The 20,272-nt window shown below is 65.2% G+C and carries 15 protein-coding genes and 2 tRNA genes; all 17 read right to left on the reverse strand.

Annotation, left to right across the window (positions count from 1 at the left end; genetic code table 11):
- Positions 1-316: 316 nt before the first annotated feature.
- On the reverse strand, positions 317-1,594 hold the full coding sequence (locus FHY06_RS34185) for a tyrosine-type recombinase/integrase (protein ID WP_184607648.1): 1,278 nt from the start codon (positions 1,592-1,594) through the stop codon (positions 317-319).
- 171 nt (positions 1,595-1,765) lie between these two features.
- Positions 1,766-1,841, reverse strand: a tRNA-Phe gene (locus tag FHY06_RS34190).
- 21 nt (positions 1,842-1,862) lie between these two features.
- Positions 1,863-2,564, reverse strand: a complete 702-nt coding sequence (locus FHY06_RS34195) for a response regulator (protein WP_019658327.1) — start codon at positions 2,562-2,564, stop codon at positions 1,863-1,865.
- A gap of 89 nt (positions 2,565-2,653) precedes the next feature.
- Positions 2,654-4,987: a sensor histidine kinase gene (locus FHY06_RS34200; protein WP_019658328.1), complete on the reverse strand. Its 2,334-nt coding sequence runs from the start codon at positions 4,985-4,987 to the stop codon at positions 2,654-2,656.
- Positions 4,984-5,550 carry a DUF4390 domain-containing protein gene (locus FHY06_RS34205; RefSeq protein ID WP_184607655.1) on the reverse strand — a complete coding sequence of 189 codons (567 nt, stop codon included), beginning with the start codon at positions 5,548-5,550 and terminating at the stop codon, positions 4,984-4,986. Before FHY06_RS34205 ends, FHY06_RS34200 begins: the two co-directional genes overlap by 4 nt.
- A gap of 58 nt (positions 5,551-5,608) precedes the next feature.
- Positions 5,609-6,994, reverse strand: coding sequence for a 16S rRNA (cytosine(967)-C(5))-methyltransferase RsmB (gene rsmB, locus FHY06_RS34210; RefSeq protein WP_409327485.1), 1,386 nt, complete (start codon positions 6,992-6,994; stop codon positions 5,609-5,611).
- Positions 6,995-7,106: 112 nt separating this feature from the next.
- The gene (locus FHY06_RS34215; RefSeq protein WP_019658331.1) at positions 7,107-7,715 is read right to left on the reverse strand and encodes a LemA family protein; all 609 of its coding nucleotides are present in this window, start codon (positions 7,713-7,715) and stop codon (positions 7,107-7,109) included.
- Positions 7,716-7,826: 111 nt separating this feature from the next.
- Complete coding sequence (gene rpoC / locus FHY06_RS34220; RefSeq protein ID WP_019658332.1) at positions 7,827-12,062, reverse strand: DNA-directed RNA polymerase subunit beta'; 4,236 nt, start codon at positions 12,060-12,062, stop codon at positions 7,827-7,829.
- 21 nt (positions 12,063-12,083) lie between these two features.
- Positions 12,084-16,208, reverse strand: coding sequence for a DNA-directed RNA polymerase subunit beta (gene rpoB / locus FHY06_RS34225; protein WP_019658333.1), 4,125 nt, complete (start codon positions 16,206-16,208; stop codon positions 12,084-12,086).
- A 293-nt stretch (positions 16,209-16,501) separates the two neighbouring features.
- Positions 16,502-16,879 (reverse strand): 50S ribosomal protein L7/L12, encoded by a 378-nt coding sequence (rplL, locus tag FHY06_RS34230; RefSeq protein ID WP_019658334.1) that lies wholly within the window; start codon positions 16,877-16,879, stop codon positions 16,502-16,504.
- 45 nt (positions 16,880-16,924) lie between these two features.
- Positions 16,925-17,458 carry a 50S ribosomal protein L10 gene (gene rplJ, locus FHY06_RS34235; protein ID WP_019658335.1) on the reverse strand — a complete coding sequence of 178 codons (534 nt, stop codon included), beginning with the start codon at positions 17,456-17,458 and terminating at the stop codon, positions 16,925-16,927.
- A gap of 255 nt (positions 17,459-17,713) precedes the next feature.
- Positions 17,714-18,412, reverse strand: a complete 699-nt coding sequence (gene rplA, locus FHY06_RS34240; protein WP_019658336.1) for a 50S ribosomal protein L1 — start codon at positions 18,410-18,412, stop codon at positions 17,714-17,716.
- On the reverse strand, positions 18,413-18,844 hold the full coding sequence (rplK, locus tag FHY06_RS34245) for a 50S ribosomal protein L11 (RefSeq protein ID WP_019658337.1): 432 nt from the start codon (positions 18,842-18,844) through the stop codon (positions 18,413-18,415).
- A gap of 137 nt (positions 18,845-18,981) precedes the next feature.
- Positions 18,982-19,593, reverse strand: a complete 612-nt coding sequence (gene nusG, locus FHY06_RS34250) for a transcription termination/antitermination protein NusG (RefSeq protein WP_019658338.1) — start codon at positions 19,591-19,593, stop codon at positions 18,982-18,984.
- On the reverse strand, positions 19,594-19,977 hold the full coding sequence (gene secE, locus FHY06_RS34255; protein ID WP_184607649.1) for a preprotein translocase subunit SecE: 384 nt from the start codon (positions 19,975-19,977) through the stop codon (positions 19,594-19,596).
- Positions 19,978-20,080: 103 nt separating this feature from the next.
- Positions 20,081-20,156: transfer RNA gene (locus FHY06_RS34260), tRNA-Trp, on the reverse strand.
- Between the two features lie 22 nt (positions 20,157-20,178).
- Positions 20,179-20,272: EF-Tu C-terminal domain-related protein (locus FHY06_RS34265; RefSeq protein ID WP_133373060.1), on the reverse strand; the 94-nt coding region annotated here is incomplete at its 5' end.

A 20,272-nucleotide genomic window follows, 5' to 3' on the forward strand; every position in this document is an offset into this window, starting at 1 on the left:
CATCCCAGGAGGGGGCCGAAGAACTGCTAAGCCACCGCTCAAAGCTTTGCTCGTTGAGAACACGAGCAGAAGGGATGCTCCTTATCTAGGATATCGATTACGCAGCATCAACACCGTGATGTTCGCATCCCCACTGGCTCAAATTCCAGTCGGCGCCCATAGTTTTTCAGCTCTGCTCTGCTCTGCTCTGCTCTGCTCTGCTCTGCTCTGCTCTGCTCTGCTCTGCTCTGCTCTGCTCTGCTCTGCGTAAAGCTAAGGGCGCGGCGAAGGAGTCGAATCGGTCCATTACTGGGAATCGCAGGTGATGGGACAGGCCTCAGCCGCTCCTGCGCATATCACACGCTCGCTCAACGAACTTGCCCTCGGCAAGCTCGTCCAGCAGGTCCGCCCAGACTTGGATCATCCGGCGTCGCTGCTCTACATGCGTCGTGCGGTCATAACTGCCACCCAGCTCCTCATCGGACACGTGAGCCAAGTGCCGTTCGATCACCTCTCGATCCCACCCCAGCAACTCCCTGATCAGAGTCCGCGCCGTGGCGCGGAAGCCATGCCCAGTGATCTGCTCCTTTGTGTCATACCCCAGCGTGCGCAGCGCACTGTTGATGGTGTTGTCACTCATGTAGCGCGTCTCCTCGGAGCGCTTCGCCATACTGCGAAAGATTGGCCCATTAGGCCCGGTCAGCGGATGGATGTCGCGCAGAATTTCGACCGCCTGCGTTGGCAGCGGCACAAGATGGTCCGGCGTGCGTACATCGCGCTTCTTCCACTCCCGCAGCTTCATCTTCTCAGGCGGGCAACGCCACAGCGCCTGATCGAGATCCACATCCTCCCAGTGCGCCAGCCGCAACTGACCTGGCCGCTGGAACAGCAAGGGCGAGAGTTGCAGGGCCGCACGCGTGATGACGTTGCCGTTGTAGGCACGTATGTCCCGAAGCAACTGGCCGAGCTTCTGTGGGTCCGTGATAGCGGGATAGTGGCGAGTGCGAGGTGGAGGCAGGCCACCCGTGCGGCCGTTCACGAAGTTCTTCGCCGGCGCCAGCGCGCCCACATCGACGGCGTACTGGAACACGTGCTGCACCGCTTCGCGCACGCGCTGCGCCGTCTCCAGATTGCCGCGCTCCTTGATGCGGTGCAGGCATCTGACCACCTCGGTCGGCAAGATGGCCTCGATGGCCAGCGCGCCGATCCAGGGAAAGACGTGCAGCTCCAGATGGCGCATCACCTTCTCAGCATAGCCGGCCGACCACTCACGGTCCTTCCACGCCTGCGCATGCCAGGCGCGGGCGGTCAGTTCGAAGGTATTGAGGCGGGCAACACGATCGCGCTCGACCTCCACGCGCCGCGCCTCCCGTGGATCGACGCCATCGGCGCGCTTTTCAGCCTCGGCACGCGCCTTCCTGCGCGCCGCCGCGAGGGTCACTACCGGGTAGTGCCCGATGCTGAGCTTGGCCTCCTTGCCATGCCGCTTGTAGCGATAGACCCACGCCTTGCCGGTCGGCCGTACGCGAAGGTAAAGACCGTCGCCGTCCGCCAGCAAATATTCCCTGTCACGCGGCGCTGCCGCCTTGATCTGAAGCTCGTTGAGTTGCCCCATGGTGTACCCAAAATCGACTGCGGTTGAAAAGCAGTCTGGGGTACACCGTGGGGTACGCGCAAGAACGGGATTTTGTGAGATCCGGTGATGCCGCTTGAGCCGCCTTTTTCAGGCTAAGTCCTTGATGTACAAGGACTTTGAGCTGACTTGGGATCTACCGAGAAAGAAAGATGGTGGCCTGGGGCGGAATCGAACCACCGACACGCGGATTTTCAATCCGCTGCTCTACCAACTGAGCTACCGGGCCGTTGCTGTGTGCAGCCTCAAATTATACAGCGCTTCTGCGCCCTCTTGAAAGATCGACGCCAAGTTGTTTGAGTTTTCTGTAGAGATGGGTGCGTTCGAGGCCGGTTTTCTCGGCGACGCGGGTCATGGAGCCGTTCTCCATCGCCAGGTGAAACTCGAAGTACGCCTTCTCGAAGCCGTCGCGCGCATCGCGCAGCGGACGGTCGAGATCGAAGCTCTGAGTGGACTGCGGGCCGGTGTCGGCCACCGGCACGGAGGCCAGCGAAGCCATCAGCAGGCTGTCGCCCGTCGTCGTGATGGCGGCTGCCTGGTTGCCGGTGATCGGTGCGGGCACCACACCCGCTGCGGCGCGGCGCGCATTCTCGCGAGCCAGTCCCTGCTCCACCGCCTTGAGCAGCTTCTGCATGGTGATGGGCTTTTCGAGAAAGGCGAATGCGCCGATGCGCGTGGCGTCGACTGCCGTATCGATCGTGGCGTGGCCGCTCATCATGATGACGGGCATGCTCAGCAGGCCCGCGGTGGACCACTCCTTGAGCAGCGTGACGCCGTCGGTGTCGGGCATCCAGATGTCGAGCAGCACGAGATCGGGACGTGCGCGCTGGCGTGCAGCGCGCGCTTCGGCCGCGTTCTCCGCGAGTTCCACGTTGTGGCCCTCGTCATTGAGAATTTCGAAGAGCAGGTCCCGGATGCCCAGCTCGTCATCGACCACGAGAATGTTTGCCATGAGTGCTGCTTGTTGTGTGCGCTGGTGTCCGCAATGGTATGTTGAGTCCGCTGGCCATCCATCGCCTGTGCGACGGTCATTCGTGCGGCTCAGGCGGCGGAAGACTTCGACGAATCTTCGGTGTGAGCGGCCGCTGCCCGCGGCTCGCTTGCCAGCGCGAATGATAGCGAGACTTGTGCCCCTGCTACAGCCCCATCGACGACGCGGTTGGAAAGCTCGATGCGCGCGCCGTGCTCGTCGGCGATCTTCTTGACGACCGCGAGGCCCAAACCGGTACCTTTAGTTTTCGTGGTGACGTAGGGCTCGAATGCGCGCTTGAGGATGTTCTCGGCAAAGCCAGGTCCGCTGTCCTGCACGGTCAGGCGCACGCGCTGCCCCGAGTCGCCGAGCCGGGTGCGGATGGTGACTTCGCCCCGCTTGCCCGTGCCGCTGGCAGCGGCCTCGGCGGCGTCCTGCGCGTTTTGCAACAGGTTGTGTATGACTTGGCGGATCTGCTGCGCGTCGCCCTTGATGGGCGGGCAGCGCTCGTCGAGCTCGGAGCGCAGCGTGATCGGCAGGTTCTCGGCGTTGTAGAGCTGGAGCACGTCGGTGAGCAAGGCGTTCAGGTCCACCGGCTTGAGGTCGGCCGCGGGCAGGCGCGCGTAGTCGCGGAATTCGTTCACGAGCCGCTTCATCGCATCGACCTGGTCGACGATGGTCTTCACCGACTTCACCAGCACCGCCTGCTCGGGCGGCTGGACCTTGCCCGACAGCTTCATCTCCAGCCGCTCGGCCGAGAGCTGGATGGGCGTGAGCGGGTTCTTGATCTCGTGCGCGAGCCGGCGCGCGACCTCGCCCCATGCCTGCGCACGCTGGGCCGAGACGATCTCGGAGATGTCGTCGAACACCAGCAGCCGTGCGGCGCCGGGCAGTTCCGCGCCGCGCGCGACGATGTTGATGGCGCCGTCCTGCTGCGGCAGGTCGACGCCGGAGGCGTGCAGCTCGAAGGCGTGCTGCCAGTGGTCGAGGCCGTGCTGGATGCGCTCGACGAGGAAGTCCTCGAACTGCTGCTGCACCTTCGCGCCGAACTCCGCCAGCCCCGGCACCTCGACGAGCGGCCGGCCCTCGTAGGCCGCGAGCGGCGCGCGCAGCACGCGCGTCGCGCCCGGGTTGGTGGACAGCACCGTACCCTTGGCATCGAGCACGATCACGCCCGAGGTCAGGTTGTCGAGGATGGTCTGCAGGTTGGCACGCGCCGCGTCGAGCTGGCCCATGGTCTTCTCGACGGCGCCGCGCGCGTCGGCCAGCTGCTGCGTCATGACGGCAAAGGAACGCGTGAGGCCGCCTAGCTCGTCCTTGCCCTGGAGCACGGCGGTGGGACGCAGGTCGCCCGCCGCCACCTGCCGCACGCCCTCCGCAAGCACGAGCAGCGGCCTCGCGAGCTGGTTGCCGAACAGCACCGCCAGCAGCACCGCGCCGAACACTGCGAGGAACAGGCTCAGCGTGAGCGTGCCGATGTACATGCGGCGCAGGCCTTCGCGCGCGAGCGCCCGCTCCTGGTATTCGCGGTTGGCCTCCTGCACCGCCAGCGCGTTGGCGACCACCGCCGGCGGCAGCGGCCGCGTGACCTGCAGGTAGCGCGGCGCGGTGTCGAAGTCGAAGCCCGGCCGCTGCACCATCGCGAGCGCCCGCACGCTCGCGGCAGGCGGCGTTGCGCCCGGGGCGGTGTTTTCATCCAGCCCCTCGATGTGCGCGACGGCACGCTCGGGGCGCACCTGCCGAAACTGCTGCTGCGTCGGCCGCTCGGGGTTGAGCTGGAAGCGCGATGTGCCCGCGCTCGCCACGAGCTGCCCCGAGCCGGTCCAGAGGATCACATCGCTGGCTTCGAGCTGGTCGCGGATGCGCTCGAGCATCAGGCCGGCGCTGGCATCGGGCACCTGCGCCAGCTGCGCGCTGGCGCTGCGCGTCTTCACGGCGAGGTCGTCCGACAGCGAGTCGAGCGTGGCCCGCCCGAGGTTCAGGCCGGCGTCGAGAGCGCCTTCCACCTTGACGTCGAACCAGCTCTCGATCGAGCGCGCGACGAACTGGTACGACACCACATAGACCAGCGCCCCCGGCACCACCCCCACCAGCGCGAAGATGGCCGCGAGCTTGATGAGCAGCCGGCTGCCGAACTTGCCCTGCCTGAGACGCCGCAGCAGCCGGAAGGCCACCCAGCCGATCACCAGCACCAGCAGCACCGCGACCACGACATTGATGCCGAAGAGGCGCACGTAGTAGCGCTCGTACAGCGCGCGGTTGTTGGTGGCCTGCGCCAGCAGGAACATCAGCACGAGGCCGATGGCGGTGACCAGTGCGGCACCGACGCCGATGGCCCAGCGCCGGGCCCGCGCGCGGCTCGCAGCCTGCGAGGCCGCCGTGCCGCTGCGCGCCGAGGTGCTCACTTCTGCTTCTCCATCGGAAGCTTGGCCGTGCGCTCGACGGCGATGTTCCAGTCGGCCTGGCCGACCACGCCGATCTGGAACGGGCGCGGCAGCTGAGAGGTGTCGAGCCTGAAGCGGAAGGTGACCTGGTGCTGCGGGTCGTCGCCGATCTCGGCGATGTCGCCCATGCGCAGCCGACCGACGCGCTTGATGGCGTCGAGCGCGTCGCCCAGGGTGTCGAAGTTCTGGTTCAGCGAGATGCCCAGGCCGGCCGCGCCGGTCATGGGCGCCGCCGACACGTTGAGCCGCCAGCGGCGCGTGAGCGGCTGGTAGGCCAGCCGCATGTGGCGCGTGACCTGCGCGACCTTGCGGTCGGTCCAGTACCAGCGCTCCTGGAAGAGCTCGGCCTCCGCCACGAAATAGATGGCGATGCCCTTGTCGAGCACCTCCTCGACCAGCGAGGGCAGCTCGAACTGCACGGCGGCGCTGAAGTAGACGCCGTCGTCATCCTGCTCCAGCCGCATCTGGGTGATCGAAGCACCGCTGCGCGCCTGGGCGGATGCCGGTGCAGGCAGGAACGACATCCAGATCGCCCAGATCCAGAGCAAGACGGGCAGCCACGGCACCAGCCGGCGCCGCCGCTCAACGCGGACGCTTTTCGAGCAGGGCGTAGAAGAAGCCGTCGTGGTCACCAGAGGCATTGTCCGGGACGCCACGGGCATTCGATCCGCTTTGGGGCAGCAAATGGCCTGGCGATGGCAGCAATCGTGCGTTGGTGTTGTGTACAAGAAACGCATCAATTTGTTGCGAACCCTCTTCGCGGAACACGGAGCAAGTGCAGTAGAGAAGCCGCCCGCCGGGCCGCACCAGCGGCCACAAGGCCGCCAGGAGCGCGGCCTGCTGGGCGGCGAGCTGGGCCGTATCGCTCTCGCGGCGCAGCCAGCGCACGTCGGGGTGGCGCCGCACGATGCCCGAGGCGGTGCAGGGCGCATCGAGCAGGATCGCGTCGAAGGGCGTGCCGTCCCACCACTGGTCGGGCCGGCTGGCATCGGCGACGAGCACCTTGGCCTGCAGGCCGAGGCGCTCCAGGGTCTCGTCGATGCGGCGGCTGCGGGTGGCGTCGACCTCGAGGGCCGTGACGTCGAGGGCGCCGGGCTTCGCCATCTCGAGCAGGTGCGCGGTCTTGCCGCCGGGCGCGGCGCAGGCGTCGAGCACGCGCAGCGGCTGCTGCGCCGCGTCCTGCAGCAGGCCGTCGAGCAGCAGCGGCGCAGCCATCTGCGCGGCGGCGTCCTGCACCGAGCAGGCACCGTCGGCAAAGCCGGGCAGCTGCTGCACGGGGCGGGCACGCGCCAGCTGCAGGCCGCTGGCACCGACGCGGGTCGCACCGAGGCCTGCGGCTTCGAGTTCGGTCAGGTACGAGGCGGCGGTCGTCCGGCGGGCGTTGACCCGCAGTGTCATCGGGGCCTGCGCGTTGTCGGCGGCAAGCACGCGCTGCCAGTCGCGAGGATGGTCGCGCCTGAGGCGCTCGATCCACCAGCGCGGATGGTTCCACTGCGCGACGGGTTCGGTGTCGGTGGCGGCCACGAGCTCGTCGCGTTCGCGCAGGAAGCGCCGCAGGCAGGCGTTGATGAAGCTCGCCTGCGCCCGCGTGGCGGGATTGCGCTTGGCGGCCTCGACCGCTTGGTCCACCAGCGTGAAGGGCTCGTAGGGTGCGTGCGCCGCATCCCATGCAAGCGCCAGTGCGGTGCACAGCAGCGCATCGGGCAGGGGCGGCGGCGTGCGCTTGGCCAGATGGCGGCGCAGCGCCTCGGCACGGCCGAGCCAGCGCAGCACCTGGAAGCCGAGCGACTGCACGCCGGGCCGCAGCGCGGGCTCGACGGCTTCGAAGGCCACGGAGCCCGACGTGCCGGCGCGAATCGACGCCAGCGCCGTCGCAGTCAGTTGCAGCTGGCGCCAGAGCGGAGGTTGTTGCAGGGGCGGCGAGTCGCCGGGGCCTCTGCGGGAGGGGTCGGAAGGTAGTTCTGGCAAGTTGGGGGCGATGGTAACGGGCCGGCCAAAAGCCGGACTTCGTACATGGAAAGAGAACGACACGAAATACCGCAGCGGCCGCGCACGGCCGCTGCCGACAGGTCGGCTCAGCTCAAAGCAGCGGTGCCGCCGGACGCAGACGCACGGCCCATGCCACCAGCAGCGCCGGGAACTGTGCGATGGCAGCGTTGTACTGCGCCACCGCCTGGTTGAACTGGCTGCGCGCGATCTCCGCGGCCGCGGAAGGCTCGGGCCAGCCGATCGGCTCCGCGGCGCCCGGTACCCCGGTGGTCGTGCCGGGCAGCAGCTGCGCGGGCCGCGACAGCGTGCCGTCGGCGTCGAACACCGTCACCTGGTCGGGATGCTGCCGCTGCCAGGCGCCGATCCAGACCTGGAGCGCGGTCGCCAGCGCGGCCATGCCGCCCGCTTCGAGCGGCCGCAGCCGGGTCGCACCCAGCAGGGTCGCCAGCTGTGCGGTGGCAGCCTGCAGCGGAGCGATGGACGAGAGCGACTCCCCGGTCGGCGGCGCCTCGGGCGGTGGGTCCGCCGCGATGCTGGCCTGCACGAAGTCGAGCTGCTTGCCCAGCGCCGCATCGAGCTGGCCATAGGCCTGCAGCACGGCCGCGCGCAGGCGCACCAGCCGGTTGTAGGCACCGACAAACCAGAAGAGCAGGACCGCGGCCACGATCCAGCCGGCCAGCGATTCGGGCAACAAGCTCATCGACGACAAGGCCTCATCATGCAAACACAGGGGAAGAACAAATGAAAACGCCCCCCGACCGGGGCCGGTCGGGGGGCGTGTGTACCGGTCATGGCCGGTGATGCTAACCAGTTATTCGGTCGCAGCGCCTTCGCTGGCGTCCGCCGTGCTCGCAGTTGCATCGCTTTCGCCGGAACCTGCCAGTTCGGCAGCTTCCGCTTCGGCGATGGCGCGGCGCTCGGCCTCGTCCATGGCGTCCTTGACCTTGCGTGCCTGGTGGTACGCCATGCCGGTGCCCGCGGGAATCAGGCGGCCGACGATGACGTTTTCCTTCAGGCCGCGCAGTTCGTCGCGCTTGCCCATGATCGCGGCTTCGGTCAGCACGCGCGTCGTTTCCTGGAACGAAGCGGCCGAGATGAACGAGTCCGTCGACAGCGATGCCTTCGTGATACCCAGCAGCAGGTTCGTGAACGTCGCGGGGATCTTGCCTTCGGCGCGCAGGGCGTCGTTGGTGTTGAGCATCTCGCTGCGTTCGATCTGTTCGCCGGCGATGTAGCTGGTGTCGCCCGGGTTGTCGACCACGACGCGGCGCAGCATCTGGCGAACGATCACCTCGATGTGCTTGTCGTTGATCTTCACGCCCTGCAGGCGGTACACGTCCTGCACTTCGTCCACGATGTAGCGCGCCAGTTCTTCGGAACCCAGCAGGCGCAGGATGTCCTGCGGGTCCGCCGGGCCGTCGACCACGGATTCGCCCTTGTTCACCACCTGGCCTTCGTGCACCAGGATGTTCTTTTCCTTCGGCACGAGGTCTTCCCAGACCGTGCCTTCCGGATCGGTGATCTGCAGGCGGATCTTGCCCTTCGTTTCCTTGCCGAACGACACGGTACCGGTCATTTCGGCCAGCATGCCCTTGTCCTTCGGCGAACGGGCTTCGAACAGCTCGGCAACGCGCGGCAGACCGCCGGTGATGTCGCGGGTCTTCTGGCCTTCGACCGGAATACGCGCCAGCACTTCGCCGGGGCCCACGTCCTGGCCGTCACGCACCTGCACCAGCGCGCCGATCGGGAAGCCGATCGTCACCGAGTGGTCGGTGCCCGGGATCTTCACTTCGGCGCCGGAGGCGTCGATGAGCTTCACCTGAGGACGAACGACCTTGGCGGCGCCGCGGCGCTTCGGGTCGATCACGACCAGGGTCGACAGGCCGGTCACTTCGTCCACCTGCTTGGCGACCGTGAGGCCTTCCTCGACGTTCTCGAACTGCGTCTTGCCGGCGAATTCCGTGATGATCGGGCGGGTCAGCGGGTCCCAGTTGGCTAGGACATGGCCAGCCTTGATCTGCTGGTCGGCCTTGACCGTCAGGGTCGCGCCGTACGGCACCTTGTGGCGCTCACGCTCACGGCCGTGTTCGTCGTGGATGATGATTTCACCCGAACGCGAGATCACGACCAGCTCGCCCTTGCTGTTGGTCACGTAGCGCATCGTGGCGTTGAAGCCGATCGAGCCGTTCGACTTGGCTTCCACGCTGGAGGCGATGGCAGCGCGCGAAGCGGCACCACCGATGTGGAAGGTACGCATCGTCAGCTGCGTGCCCGGTTCGCCGATGGACTGGGCGGCGATCACACCGACGGCTTCGCCGATGTTGATCAGGCCGCCGCGGCCCAGGTCGCGGCCGTAGCAGGTCGAGCAGATGCCGAAGCGCGTCTCGCAGGTCAGCGCCGTGCGCACCTTGACCTCGTCCACGCCCTGCGCCTCGAGTTCCTCGATGGTGTCCTCGTCGAACATCTCGCCGGCCTTCAGCAGCACCGAGCGGTTTTCCGGGTGCAGCACGTCGTCGGCTGCGGTGCGGCCGAGGATACGGTCGCGCAGCGATTCGATCACTTCACCGCCTTCGACGATGGCGCGCATCAGGTAGCCGCCGTGCGTGCCGCAGTCCTGCTCGGTCACGACCAGGTCCTGCGTCACGTCGACCAGACGACGCGTCAGGTAGCCCGAGTTCGCCGTCTTCAGCGCCGTGTCGGCCAGACCCTTACGGGCACCGTGGGTGGAGATGAAGTACTCCAGCACGTTCAGGCCTTCGCGGAAGTTCGCGGTGATGGGCGTCTCGATGATCGAGCCGTCAGGCTTGGCCATCAGGCCGCGCATGCCGGCCACCTGGCGGATCTGGGCCGCGGAACCGCGGGCGCCGGAGTCGGCCATCATGTAGATCGAGTTGAAGGACTCCTGCTCGACTTCCTTGCCGTTGCGGTCGATGACCTTCTGCTTCGACAGCTTGGCCATCATCACCTTCGACACTTCGTCGCCGGCCTTGCCCCAGATGTCCACCACCTTGTTGTAGCGTTCGCCGGAGGTCACGAGACCCGAGACGTACTGCTGCTCGATCTCCTTCACTTCCTTCGCCGAGCGCTCGATGATGCCGTGCTTCTCCGAAGGCACCAGCATGTCGTCGATGGCGATCGAGATGCCGGCCTTGGTCGCCAGGCGGAAGCCGTTCTGCAGCAGCTTGTCTGCGAAGACGACGGTTTCCTTCAGGCCGCACTTGCGGAACGAGACGTTGATGAGCTTGGAGATTTCCTTCTTCTTCAGCGCCTTGTTGATGTTCGAGAACGGCAGGCCCTTCGGCAGGATCTCGGACAGCAGCGCGCGGCCCACGGTGGTGTCCACGAGCGAGGTCGACGGCGTGAATTCGCCGGTTTCCTTGTTCTTGGTGTATTCCGTGATGCGCACTGCCACCTTGGCGGTGAGTTCGACTTCGTTGGCGTCGAGCGCGCGCTGGACTTCACCGATGTCGGAGAAGACCAGGCCTTCGCCCTTGCCGTTGATGCGGTCGCGGGTCGTGTAGTACAGACCCAGCACCACGTCCTGCGAAGGAACGATCGACGGTTCGCCCGAAGCCGGGAACAGCACGTTGTTGGAGGCCAGCATCAGCGTGCGGGCTTCCATCTGCGCTTCCACCGACAGCGGCACGTGGACGGCCATCTGGTCGCCGTCGAAGTCGGCGTTGAAAGCCGCGCAGACGAGCGGGTGCAGCTGGATCGCCTTGCCTTCGATCAGGATCGGCTCGAAGGCCTGGATACCCAGGCGGTGCAGCGTCGGAGCGCGGTTCAGCATGACCGGGTGCTCCTTGATGACCTCTTCCAGGATGTCCCAGACCACCGGCGTGCCCGATTCGACTTCCTTCTTGGCAGCCTTGATCGTGGTCGCGATGCCCATGGCTTCGAGGCGCGAGAAGATGAAGGGCTTGAAGAGTTCGAGCGCCATCAGCTTCGGCAGGCCGCACTGGTGCAGCTTGAGCGTCGGACCCACCACGATGACCGAACGGCCCGAGTAGTCAACGCGCTTGCCCAGCAGGTTCTGGCGGAAGCGGCCGCTCTTGCCCTTGATCATGTCGGCCAGCGACTTCAGCGCGCGCTTGTTCGCGCCCGTCATGGCCTTGCCGCGGCGGCCGTTGTCCAGCAGCGAGTCGACGGCCTCCTGCAGCATCCGCTTCTCGTTGCGCGCGATGATTTCCGGAGCCTTCAGCTCCAGCAGGCGGCGCAGGCGCGAGTTGCGGTTGATGACGCGGCGGTACAGGTCGTTCAGGTCGGAGGTCGCGAAGCGGCCGCCGTCCAGCGGCACCAGCGGACGCAGGTCCGGCGGCAGCACGGGCAGCACGTCGAGCACCATCCACTCGGGCTTGATGCCCGACTTGCGGAAGGCTTCCAGCACCTTCAGGCGCTTGGAGTTCTTCTTGACCTTGACTTCGGAGCCGGTCAGATCGCCGCGCAGGCGTTCGATCTCGCTGTCGAGCTCGATGCCTTCCAGCAGGTCCTTGATGCCTTCGGCGCCCATCTTGGCGACGAACTCGTCACCGTATTCCTTGCGCTTCGCGTCGTAGTCGTCCTCGGACATGATGCCGAACTTCTTCAGCGGGGTCATGCCGGGGTCGGTGATCACGTAGGCTTCGAAGTACAGCACGCGCTCGATGTCGCGCAGCGTCATGTCGAGCACGAGGCCCAGGCGCGACGGCAGCGACTTCAGGAACCAGATGTGGGCGCAGGGCGCGGCCAGGTCGATGTGACCCATGCGCTCGCGACGCACCTTGGTCTGCGTGACTTCGACGCCGCACTTCTCGCAGATCACGCCGCGGTGCTTCAGGCGCTTGTACTTGCCGCACAGGCACTCGTAGTCCTTGATGGGGCCGAAGATCTTCGCGCAGAAGAGGCCGTCGCGCTCGGGCTTGAACGTGCGGTAGTTGATCGTCTCGGGCTTCTTCACCTCGCCGAAGGACCACGAACGGATCTTCTCGGGCGAAGCCATGCCGATCTTGATGGCATCGAAATGCTCATCAGGGGTGAATTGCTTGAACAGGTCGAGTAGCGATTTCATAAGACTCTTTCCCTTTTCAAATTAGGAACGCTCGAGCTCGATGTCGAGACCCAGCGAACGGATTTCCTTGACCAGCACGTTGAACGACTCCGGCATGCCGGCTTCGATCGAGTGCTCGCCCTTGACGATGCTCTCGTACACCTTGGTACGGCCTTGCACGTCGTCGGACTTCACGGTCAGCATTTCCTGCAGGACGTAGGAAGCGCCGTAGGCTTCGAGCGCCCACACTTCCATTTCCCCGAAACGCTGGCCGCCGAACTGCGCCTTGCCGCCCAGAGGCTGCTGCGTGACCAGCGAGTACGGGCCGGTCGAGCGGGCGTGCATCTTGTCGTCCACCAGGTGATGCAGCTTCAGGAAGTGCATGTAGCCGACGGTGACGGGACGCTCGAACTGGTCGCCGGTGCGGCCGTCGAACAGGTAGGCTTGCGTGCGGCTCTCGGTCAGGCCCTTGGCCTTGGCGATGTCGTCCGGGTAGGCCAGCTTCAGCATGCCGCGGATTTCCTCTTCCGAGGCACCGTCGAACACCGGCGTCGCGAAGGTCGCGCCGTTCTGGAGGTTGCCGGCCATCTCGAGCAGCTCGGTGTCGCTCAGCGAAGCGATGTTCTCCTGGCGGCCCGAGCCGTTGTACAGCTGCTCCATGAACTTGCGCAGCTCGGCCACCTTGGCCTCCTGCTGCAGCAGGTCGCCGATGCGCTGGCCCACGCCCTTGCCGGCCCAGCCCAGGTGCACCTCGAGAACCTGGCCCACGTTCATCCGCGAGGGCACGCCCAGCGGATTCAGGCAGATGTCGCACGGGGTGCCGTCGGCCATGTGGGGCATGTCCTCGACCGGAACGATCTTCGACACCACACCCTTGTTGCCGTGGCGGCCGGCCATCTTGTCGCCGGGCTGCAGGCGGCGCTTGACGGCCAGGTAGACCTTGACCATCTTCAGCACGCCGGCGGGCAGCTCGTCGCCCTGCGTGAGCTTCTTGCGCTTCTCTTCGAACGCGAGGTCGAAGCTGTGGCGCGTCTGCTCCAGCGAGTTCTTGATCGACTCGAGCTGCGTCGCCACTTCGTCTTCCGCCGGGCGGATGTCGAACCAGTGGAACTTCTCGACCGACGACAGGTAGGCCTTGTCGAGCTTGGTGCCCTTGGCCAGCTTGTTCGGGCCGCCGTTGGCGACCTTGCCGGTCAGCAGCTTCTCGATACGGTCGAACGCGTCAGCCTCGACGATGCGGAGCTGGTCGTTCAGGTCGAGGCGGAAGCGCTTGAGCTCGTCGTCGATGATCTGCTGGGCGCGCTTGTCGCGCTGGATGCCTTCGCGGGTGAACACCTGCACGTCGATCACGGTGCCTTGCGAGCCCTGGTCAACGCGCAGCGAGGTGTCCTTCACATCGGAAGCCTTCTCGCCGAAGATGGCGCGAAGCAGCTTCTCTTCAGGCGTCAGCGTGGTCTCGCCCTTCGGCGTGACCTTGCCCACCAGCGTATCGCCCGGCTGCACTTCGGCGCCGACGTAGATGATGCCGGACTCGTCGAGGCGGTTGAGCTGCTGCTCGGCCAGGTTCGGGATGTCGCGCGTGATTTCTTCGGCGCCCAGCTTCGTGTCGCGGGCCATCACCACCAGTTCCTCGATGTGGATCGAGGTGTAGCGGTCTTCGGCGACGACGCGTTCCGAGATCAGGATCGAGTCTTCGAAGTTGTAGCCGTTCCAGGGCATGAACGCGATCAGCATGTTCTGGCCCAGGGCCAGTTCGCCGAGGTCGGTCGATGCGCCGTCGGCCACCACGTCGCCCTTGGCGATCTTGTCGCCGCGCTTGACGATGGGGCGCTGGTGGATGTTGGTGTTCTGGTTCGAACGCTGATACTTGATCAGGTTGTAGATGTCCACACCGACTTCACCGGCAGCCGCTTCGGCGTCGTTCACGCGCACCACGACACGGGTCGCGTCGACGTAGTCGACGATACCGCCGCGGGTGGCCGTGACCACGGTGCCCGAGTCGACCGCGGAGACGCGCTCGATACCGGTACCGACCATCGGCTTCTCGGGACGCAGCACTGGCACGGCCTGGCGCTGCATGTTGGCGCCCATCAGCGCGCGGTTCGCGTCGTCGTGCTCGAGGAACGGCACGAGCGATGCGGCCACCGACACGATCTGCGCGGGCGACACGTCCATGTACTGGATGCGCTCTGCGCCGACCAGGATCGATTCGCCGGCCTCACGGGCCGAGACCAGGTCGCCGGTCAGCTTGCCGTCCTTGTCCAGGGCCGCGTTGGCCTGGGCGATGACGTACTTGCCTTCCTCGATGGCCGACAGGTAGTCGATCTCGTTGGTGACCTTGCCGTCCACCACGCGACGGTACGGCGTCTCGATGAAGCCGTATTCATTCAGGCGGGCGTACAGGGCCAGCGAGTTGATCAGGCCGATGTTCGGGCCTTCGGGCGTTTCGATCGGGCACACGCGGCCGTAGTGGGTCACGTGCACGTCGCGCACCTCGAAGCCTGCACGTTCGCGCGTCAGACCGCCCGGGCCAAGGGCCGACACGCGGCGCTTGTGGGTGATCTCGGACAGCGGGTTCGTCTGGTCCATGAACTGCGACAGCTGCGAGGCGCCGAAGAATTCCTTCAGCGCAGCCGAGATCGGCTTGCTGTTGATCAGGTCGTGCGGCATCAGCGGCTCTTGCTCCGCCTGGCCCAGACGTTCCTTCACGGCCTTCTCGATGCGGGCCAGGCCGGTGCGGTACTGGTTCTCGGCCAGTTCGCCGACGCAGCGCACGCGACGGTTGCCCAGGTGGTCGATGTCGTCGACCTCGCCGTTGCCGTTGCGCAGGTCCACGAGGATCTTGACCACGGCCAGGATGTCCTCGTTGGTCAGCACCATCGGGCCGGTCGATTCGTCGCGGCCGACCTTGGCGTTGAACTTCATGCGGCCGACGCGCGACAGGTCGTACGTGTCCGGGTTGTAGAACAGGCGCTGGAACAGGGCCTGCACGGCGTCTTCCGTCGGCGGCTCGCCGGGGCGCATCATGCGGTAGATGGCCACGCGGGCGGCGAACTCGTCCACGGTTTCGTCGATGCGCAGGGTCTGCGAGATGTACGCGCCCTGGTCGAGTTCGTTCGTGTAGATGACCTGCACGTCCTGCACGCCGGCCGTGCGCAGCTTCTTCAGCAGCGTCTCGGTCAGCTCGTCGTTGGCCTTGGCCAGGATCTCGCCGGAGTCGGCGTCGACGATGTTGCGGGCGATCACGCGGCCGATCAGGAAGTCTTCCGGCACGCTGATGTGCGTGGTGCCGCCCTGCTCCAGCTCACGCGTGTGGCGCGCGGTGACGCGCTTGTCCTTGGCGACCACGACCTTGCCCGACTTGTCGGTGATGTCGAAGCGCGCGACTTCGCCGCGCAGGCGCTCGGGAACGAATTCCATCTGCGCGCCGCTGTCCATCAGGCGGAAGTTGTCGTTCACGAAGAAGTTCGCGAGGATCGATTCCGGGTTCAGGCCGATGGCCTTCAGCAGGATCGTGACCGGCATCTTGCGGCGACGGTCCACGCGGAAGTACAGCATGTCCTTCGGGTCGAACTCGAAGTCGAGCCACGAACCGCGGTAGGGGATCACGCGGGCCGAGAACAGCAGCTTGCCCGAGCTGTGCGTCTTGCCCTTGTCGTGCTCGAAGAACACGCCGGGCGAGCGGTGCAGCTGAGACACGATCACGCGCTCGGTACCGTTGATGATGAACGAACCCTTGTCCGTCATGAGCGGCACTTCGCCCATGTAGACCTCTTGTTCCTTCACTTCCTTGACCACCTTCGACTGCGAGGTCGACGACTCGCGGTCATAGATGATGAGCTGCACCTTGGCGCGCACGGCCGACGCGAAGGTCAGGCCGCGGGTCTGGCATTCGCGCACGTCGAACGCCGGCTTCGCCAGGTTGTACTCGAGGAACTTCATCTCGACGAAACCGTTGTGCGAGACGATCGGGAAAGCAGCGTCGAACGCAGCCTGCAGGCCTTCGACGGTACGTTGTTTCGGGGGGACGCCGGCTTGCAGGAACGCGGTGTATGCGTCCTTCTGCATCTGCAGCAGGTAGGGGATTTCGACGACGCTGTCGCGATTGCCGAAACTTTTTCGGATGCGCTTGCGTTCGGTGTAACTGTACGCGGACGATTGGGCCATGAGAGCTCCGGTGCTTGAGATCTTCAGCGACTTGTCAGCAGTGCCGGGGCACCACTGCTTGGCGGCTGGCCACTACCAGCCGTTGGCGGACAGCGATGCGTTGCACATCGCCCGAACCAAGGGGTCTTCTGCAGTCGGGGTCAGAAGACACTCAAAAAACATCTCGTTCCGGCTTCGCCATCGGCCTTGTGGCCTTCGGGAAACCGGCAGCGAGCCGGCTTTTGAGTGCGCTCTGAAAGCGGCAAAGGCTGGAGGGCCTTTTCAGGCACCTCCAGCCCTCCAGGGGGTCTGAATTACTTCAGTTCCACCTTGGCGCCGGCTTCTTCCAGCTTCTTCTTGGCGGCTTCAGCGTCAGCCTTCGACAGGCCTTCCTTGACGGCCTTGGGAGCGGCTTCCACCAGGTCCTTGGCTTCCTTGAGGCCCAGGCCGGTGATTTCGCGCACTGCCTTGATCGCCGAAACCTTGTTCGCGCCGGCGTCAACCAGCACGACGTTGAATTCGGTCTTCTCTTCGACTGCAGCAGCAGCGGCACCGCCACCACCTGCGGCCGGAGCGGCCATTGCAGCGGCGCTCACGCCGAACTTCTCTTCGATGGCCTTGACCAGGTCGTTGAGTTCCAGGACCGTCATGCTGTCGAGCGCGGTCAGAAATGCGTCTTTATCGAATGCCATTTTTGTTTCCTAACAATTGGGTTGAATGTTTCAAACGCAGGCGGCTCAGGCTGCCTGTGCTTCTGCCGGGGCATCGGCGGGTGCAGCTTCGCCACCACCACGCTTCTCGGCCAGCGCCGCGAGCACGCGGGCGGTACGAGAGATCGGGGATTGCATCAAGCCCAGCAGTTGAGCCAGCAGCACTTCCTTCGAAGGGATGTTGGCCAGTTGCTTCACGCCTTCGACGTCCAGGGCCTTGCCACCGAATGCGCCGCCGCGAATGACCAGCTTGTCGTTGGTCTTAGCGAAATCGGCCACCACCTTGGCGGCGGCCACAGCGTCTTCGGAGAAGCCATAGATCAGCGGGCCGGTCATCTGGTCGCCGACGACTTCAAACGGGCTGCCAGCGACAGCACGGCGGGCCAGCGTGTTCTTCAGAACACTCAGGCTCACACCCTTGCTGCGCGCTTCGTTGCGCAGTTTGGTCATATCGGCCACCGTGATGCCACGGTATTCCGCCATCACGAGCGTTTGAGCTTTTGCGGCGAGGCTGGTCACGTCGTTGATGACCGCTTCTTTCTCACTGCGATTCAGACTCAAGGTCTACTCCTTTCAATGCGATCTTCGGCCGGGGCCTGCGATCGCGCTTCATGCAGCGACCAACTGTCAGGAACAAAAAAATCGATTTCCTTGATTCCTTGCAGCGGGATCGCCATCTGCGCTGGATACCGGACGGGAAGGTCCGGCGTTTAAGTGCAGCACCCTGCACACCAGCGGTCTTGGATGGCCCGCGGCAACCGAAGCCGCCGCGACCCACCACATCCGCCCCACCCTTGCGAGGTGGAGCAAATCTCTTTAGCTCGCCGAGATGGTTTGCGTGTCCACGCGGACACCCAGACCCATGGTCGACGACACGGCCACCTTGCGCAGGTACACGCCCTTGCTGGTCGCCGGCTTGGCCTTGACCAGAGCGTCGATCAGCGCGGCGAGGTTGCCCTGCAGCTTGTCGTTGTCGAACGAGCGGCGGCCGATCGTGCCGTGCACGATGCCGGCCTTGTCGACGCGGAACTGGACCTGGCCGGCCTTGGCGTTCTTCACGGCCGTGGCGACGTCCGGGGTCACGGTGCCGACCTTCGGGTTCGGCATCAGGCCGCGCGGGCCCAGCACCTGACCGAGCGTACCGACGACGCGCATTGCGTCCGGCGCAGCGATCACGACGTCGAAAGGCATGTCGCCAGCCTTGACCATGGCAGCCAGGTCGTCCATGCCGACGATGTCGGCGCCGGCGGCCTTGGCTTCTTCAGCCTTGGCTCCCTGGGCGAACACGGCGACGCGCTTGGTCTTGCCGGTGCCGTTGGGCAGCACGACGGCGCCACGCACGACCTGGTCCGACTTCTTGGCGTCGATGCCGAGCTGCACGGCCACGTCGATCGATTCGTCGAACTTGGCGGTGGCAGCTTCCTTGACGATGGTGATCGCGTCAGCCAGCGGGTACAGCTTGGTGCTGTCGACCTTGCCTTCGAGCGACTTCTGCTTCTTGGTGATCTTGGCCATTTACACGCCCTCCACATTCACGCCCATCGAACGGGCCGTACCGGCGATGGTGCGGACCGCGGCGTCCATGTCGGCAGCGGTCAGGTCCTTCATCTTGGTCTTTGCGATCTCTTCGAGCTGTGCACGCGTGATCTTGCCGACCTTGTCGGTGTGCGGGCGTGCGGAGCCCTTGTCGAGCTTGATCGCCTTCTTGATCAGCACGCCGGCCGGCGGCGACTTGATGATGAAGGTGAAGCTCTTGTCGGCGAAAGCGGTGATGACCACCGGCAGCGCCAGACCCGGCTCGTAGCTCTGCGTCTGCGCGTTGAACGCCTTGCAGAATTCCATGATGTTCAGACCGCGCTGACCGAGTGCGGGACCGATCGGCGGGGACGGGTTGGCCTTACCAGCTGGCACTTGCAGCTTGATGAAGCCGACGATTTTCTTCGCCATGCTTTTTGCTCCTTGCGGGTGATATCGCCTCGGCTTGCGGCCGAGGCTCCCCGGGGTTAAACGACTCTTCGATCAAGGCCGCGCGCCGAGTCGGACAACGCGCAGCCGGGAATGGTTCAGACCTCGCGGTCCGGGGCTCAGGTCTTCTCGACCTGGCTGAATTCGAGCTCCACGGGCGTCGCGCGGCCGAAGATCATGACCGACACGCTCACCTTGCTCTTCTCGTAGTTGACTTCCTCGACGGTGCCGTTGAAGTCGGTGAACGGGCCTTCCTTGACGCGCACGAATTCGCCAACGGTGAACTCGATCTTGTGGCGCGGCTTCTCGGTGCCCTGCTGCATCTGGCTGACGATGTCCTCGACCTCTTTCTGCGAGATCGGAGCCGGACGATTCTTGGCACCGCCCACGAAGCCCGTCACCTTGTTGGTGTGCTTCACGAGGTGCCAGCTCTCGTCGTCCATGATCATTTCGACCAGCACGTAGCCAGGGAAGAAGCGGCGCTCGGTGGTGCGCTTCTGGCCGTTCTTGATTTCGACCACTTCTTCGGTCGGAACCAGGATGCGACCGAACTTGCCCTGCATGCCGGCGCGGTTGATGCGCTCGGTGATGTTGCGCTCGACAGCCTTCTCCATGCCCGAATAGGCATGCACCACGTACCAACGCAGGTCGGGGTTGGCGGCAGGCGCCAGCACGGAGGTGCTTTCTTCCTCCGGCGCGCCCGGCGTGGTTTCAACTGCGTCGTCAGTCATTTACTTTCTCCAGCCCAGAATGAGGTCGAAAAACACCCATTCGAGCGTCTTGTCGGTAAGCCAGAGGAAGACGGACATGATCGCCACGAAGGCAAACACGTAGGCCGTCATCTGCATCGCTTCCTTGCGGGTCGGCCAGACAACCTTCCTGACTTCGCGCCACGAATCACGACCGAAAGCCCACAACTGGCGGCCATTCTCCGAACTGCCGAAGGCAGCCACTGCCGCAGCCAGACCAACCAGCAGCGCAGCCCATTGCACCAGCGAACCTTGGCGGGCCAGCAGATAGAACGCCACGATGGCGCTCACCGCCAGCACCACAGCCGCGGCCAATTTGGCCTTGTCGGCGCCGGTGCTCACGGTTTCGATTTGAGAAGTGGCCATGTTCGGCTGTTTTCCTGTGGCCTTGAGGCCTTCAATTCAATGCGTCTCTTCAGACGCCGAAGCCCGTCGGGGCGCGACGGGCTTTTCGGAGTGCCACCTTAAGTGGCAGGGGCAGTAGGAATCGAACCTACAACCTTCGGTTTTGGAGACCGACGCTCTGCCAATTGAGCTATACCCCTCCGGTACTTCGCACTCGCCCTATTACAGGTCGAGGATCTTCGCCACGACGCCCGAGCCCACGGTGCGGCCGCCTTCGCGGATGGCGAAGCGCAGGCCTTCTTCCATGGCGATCGGA

The organism is Variovorax atrisoli, from assembly GCF_014195185.1.
GTDB lineage: Bacteria > Pseudomonadota > Gammaproteobacteria > Burkholderiales > Burkholderiaceae_C > Variovorax > Variovorax atrisoli.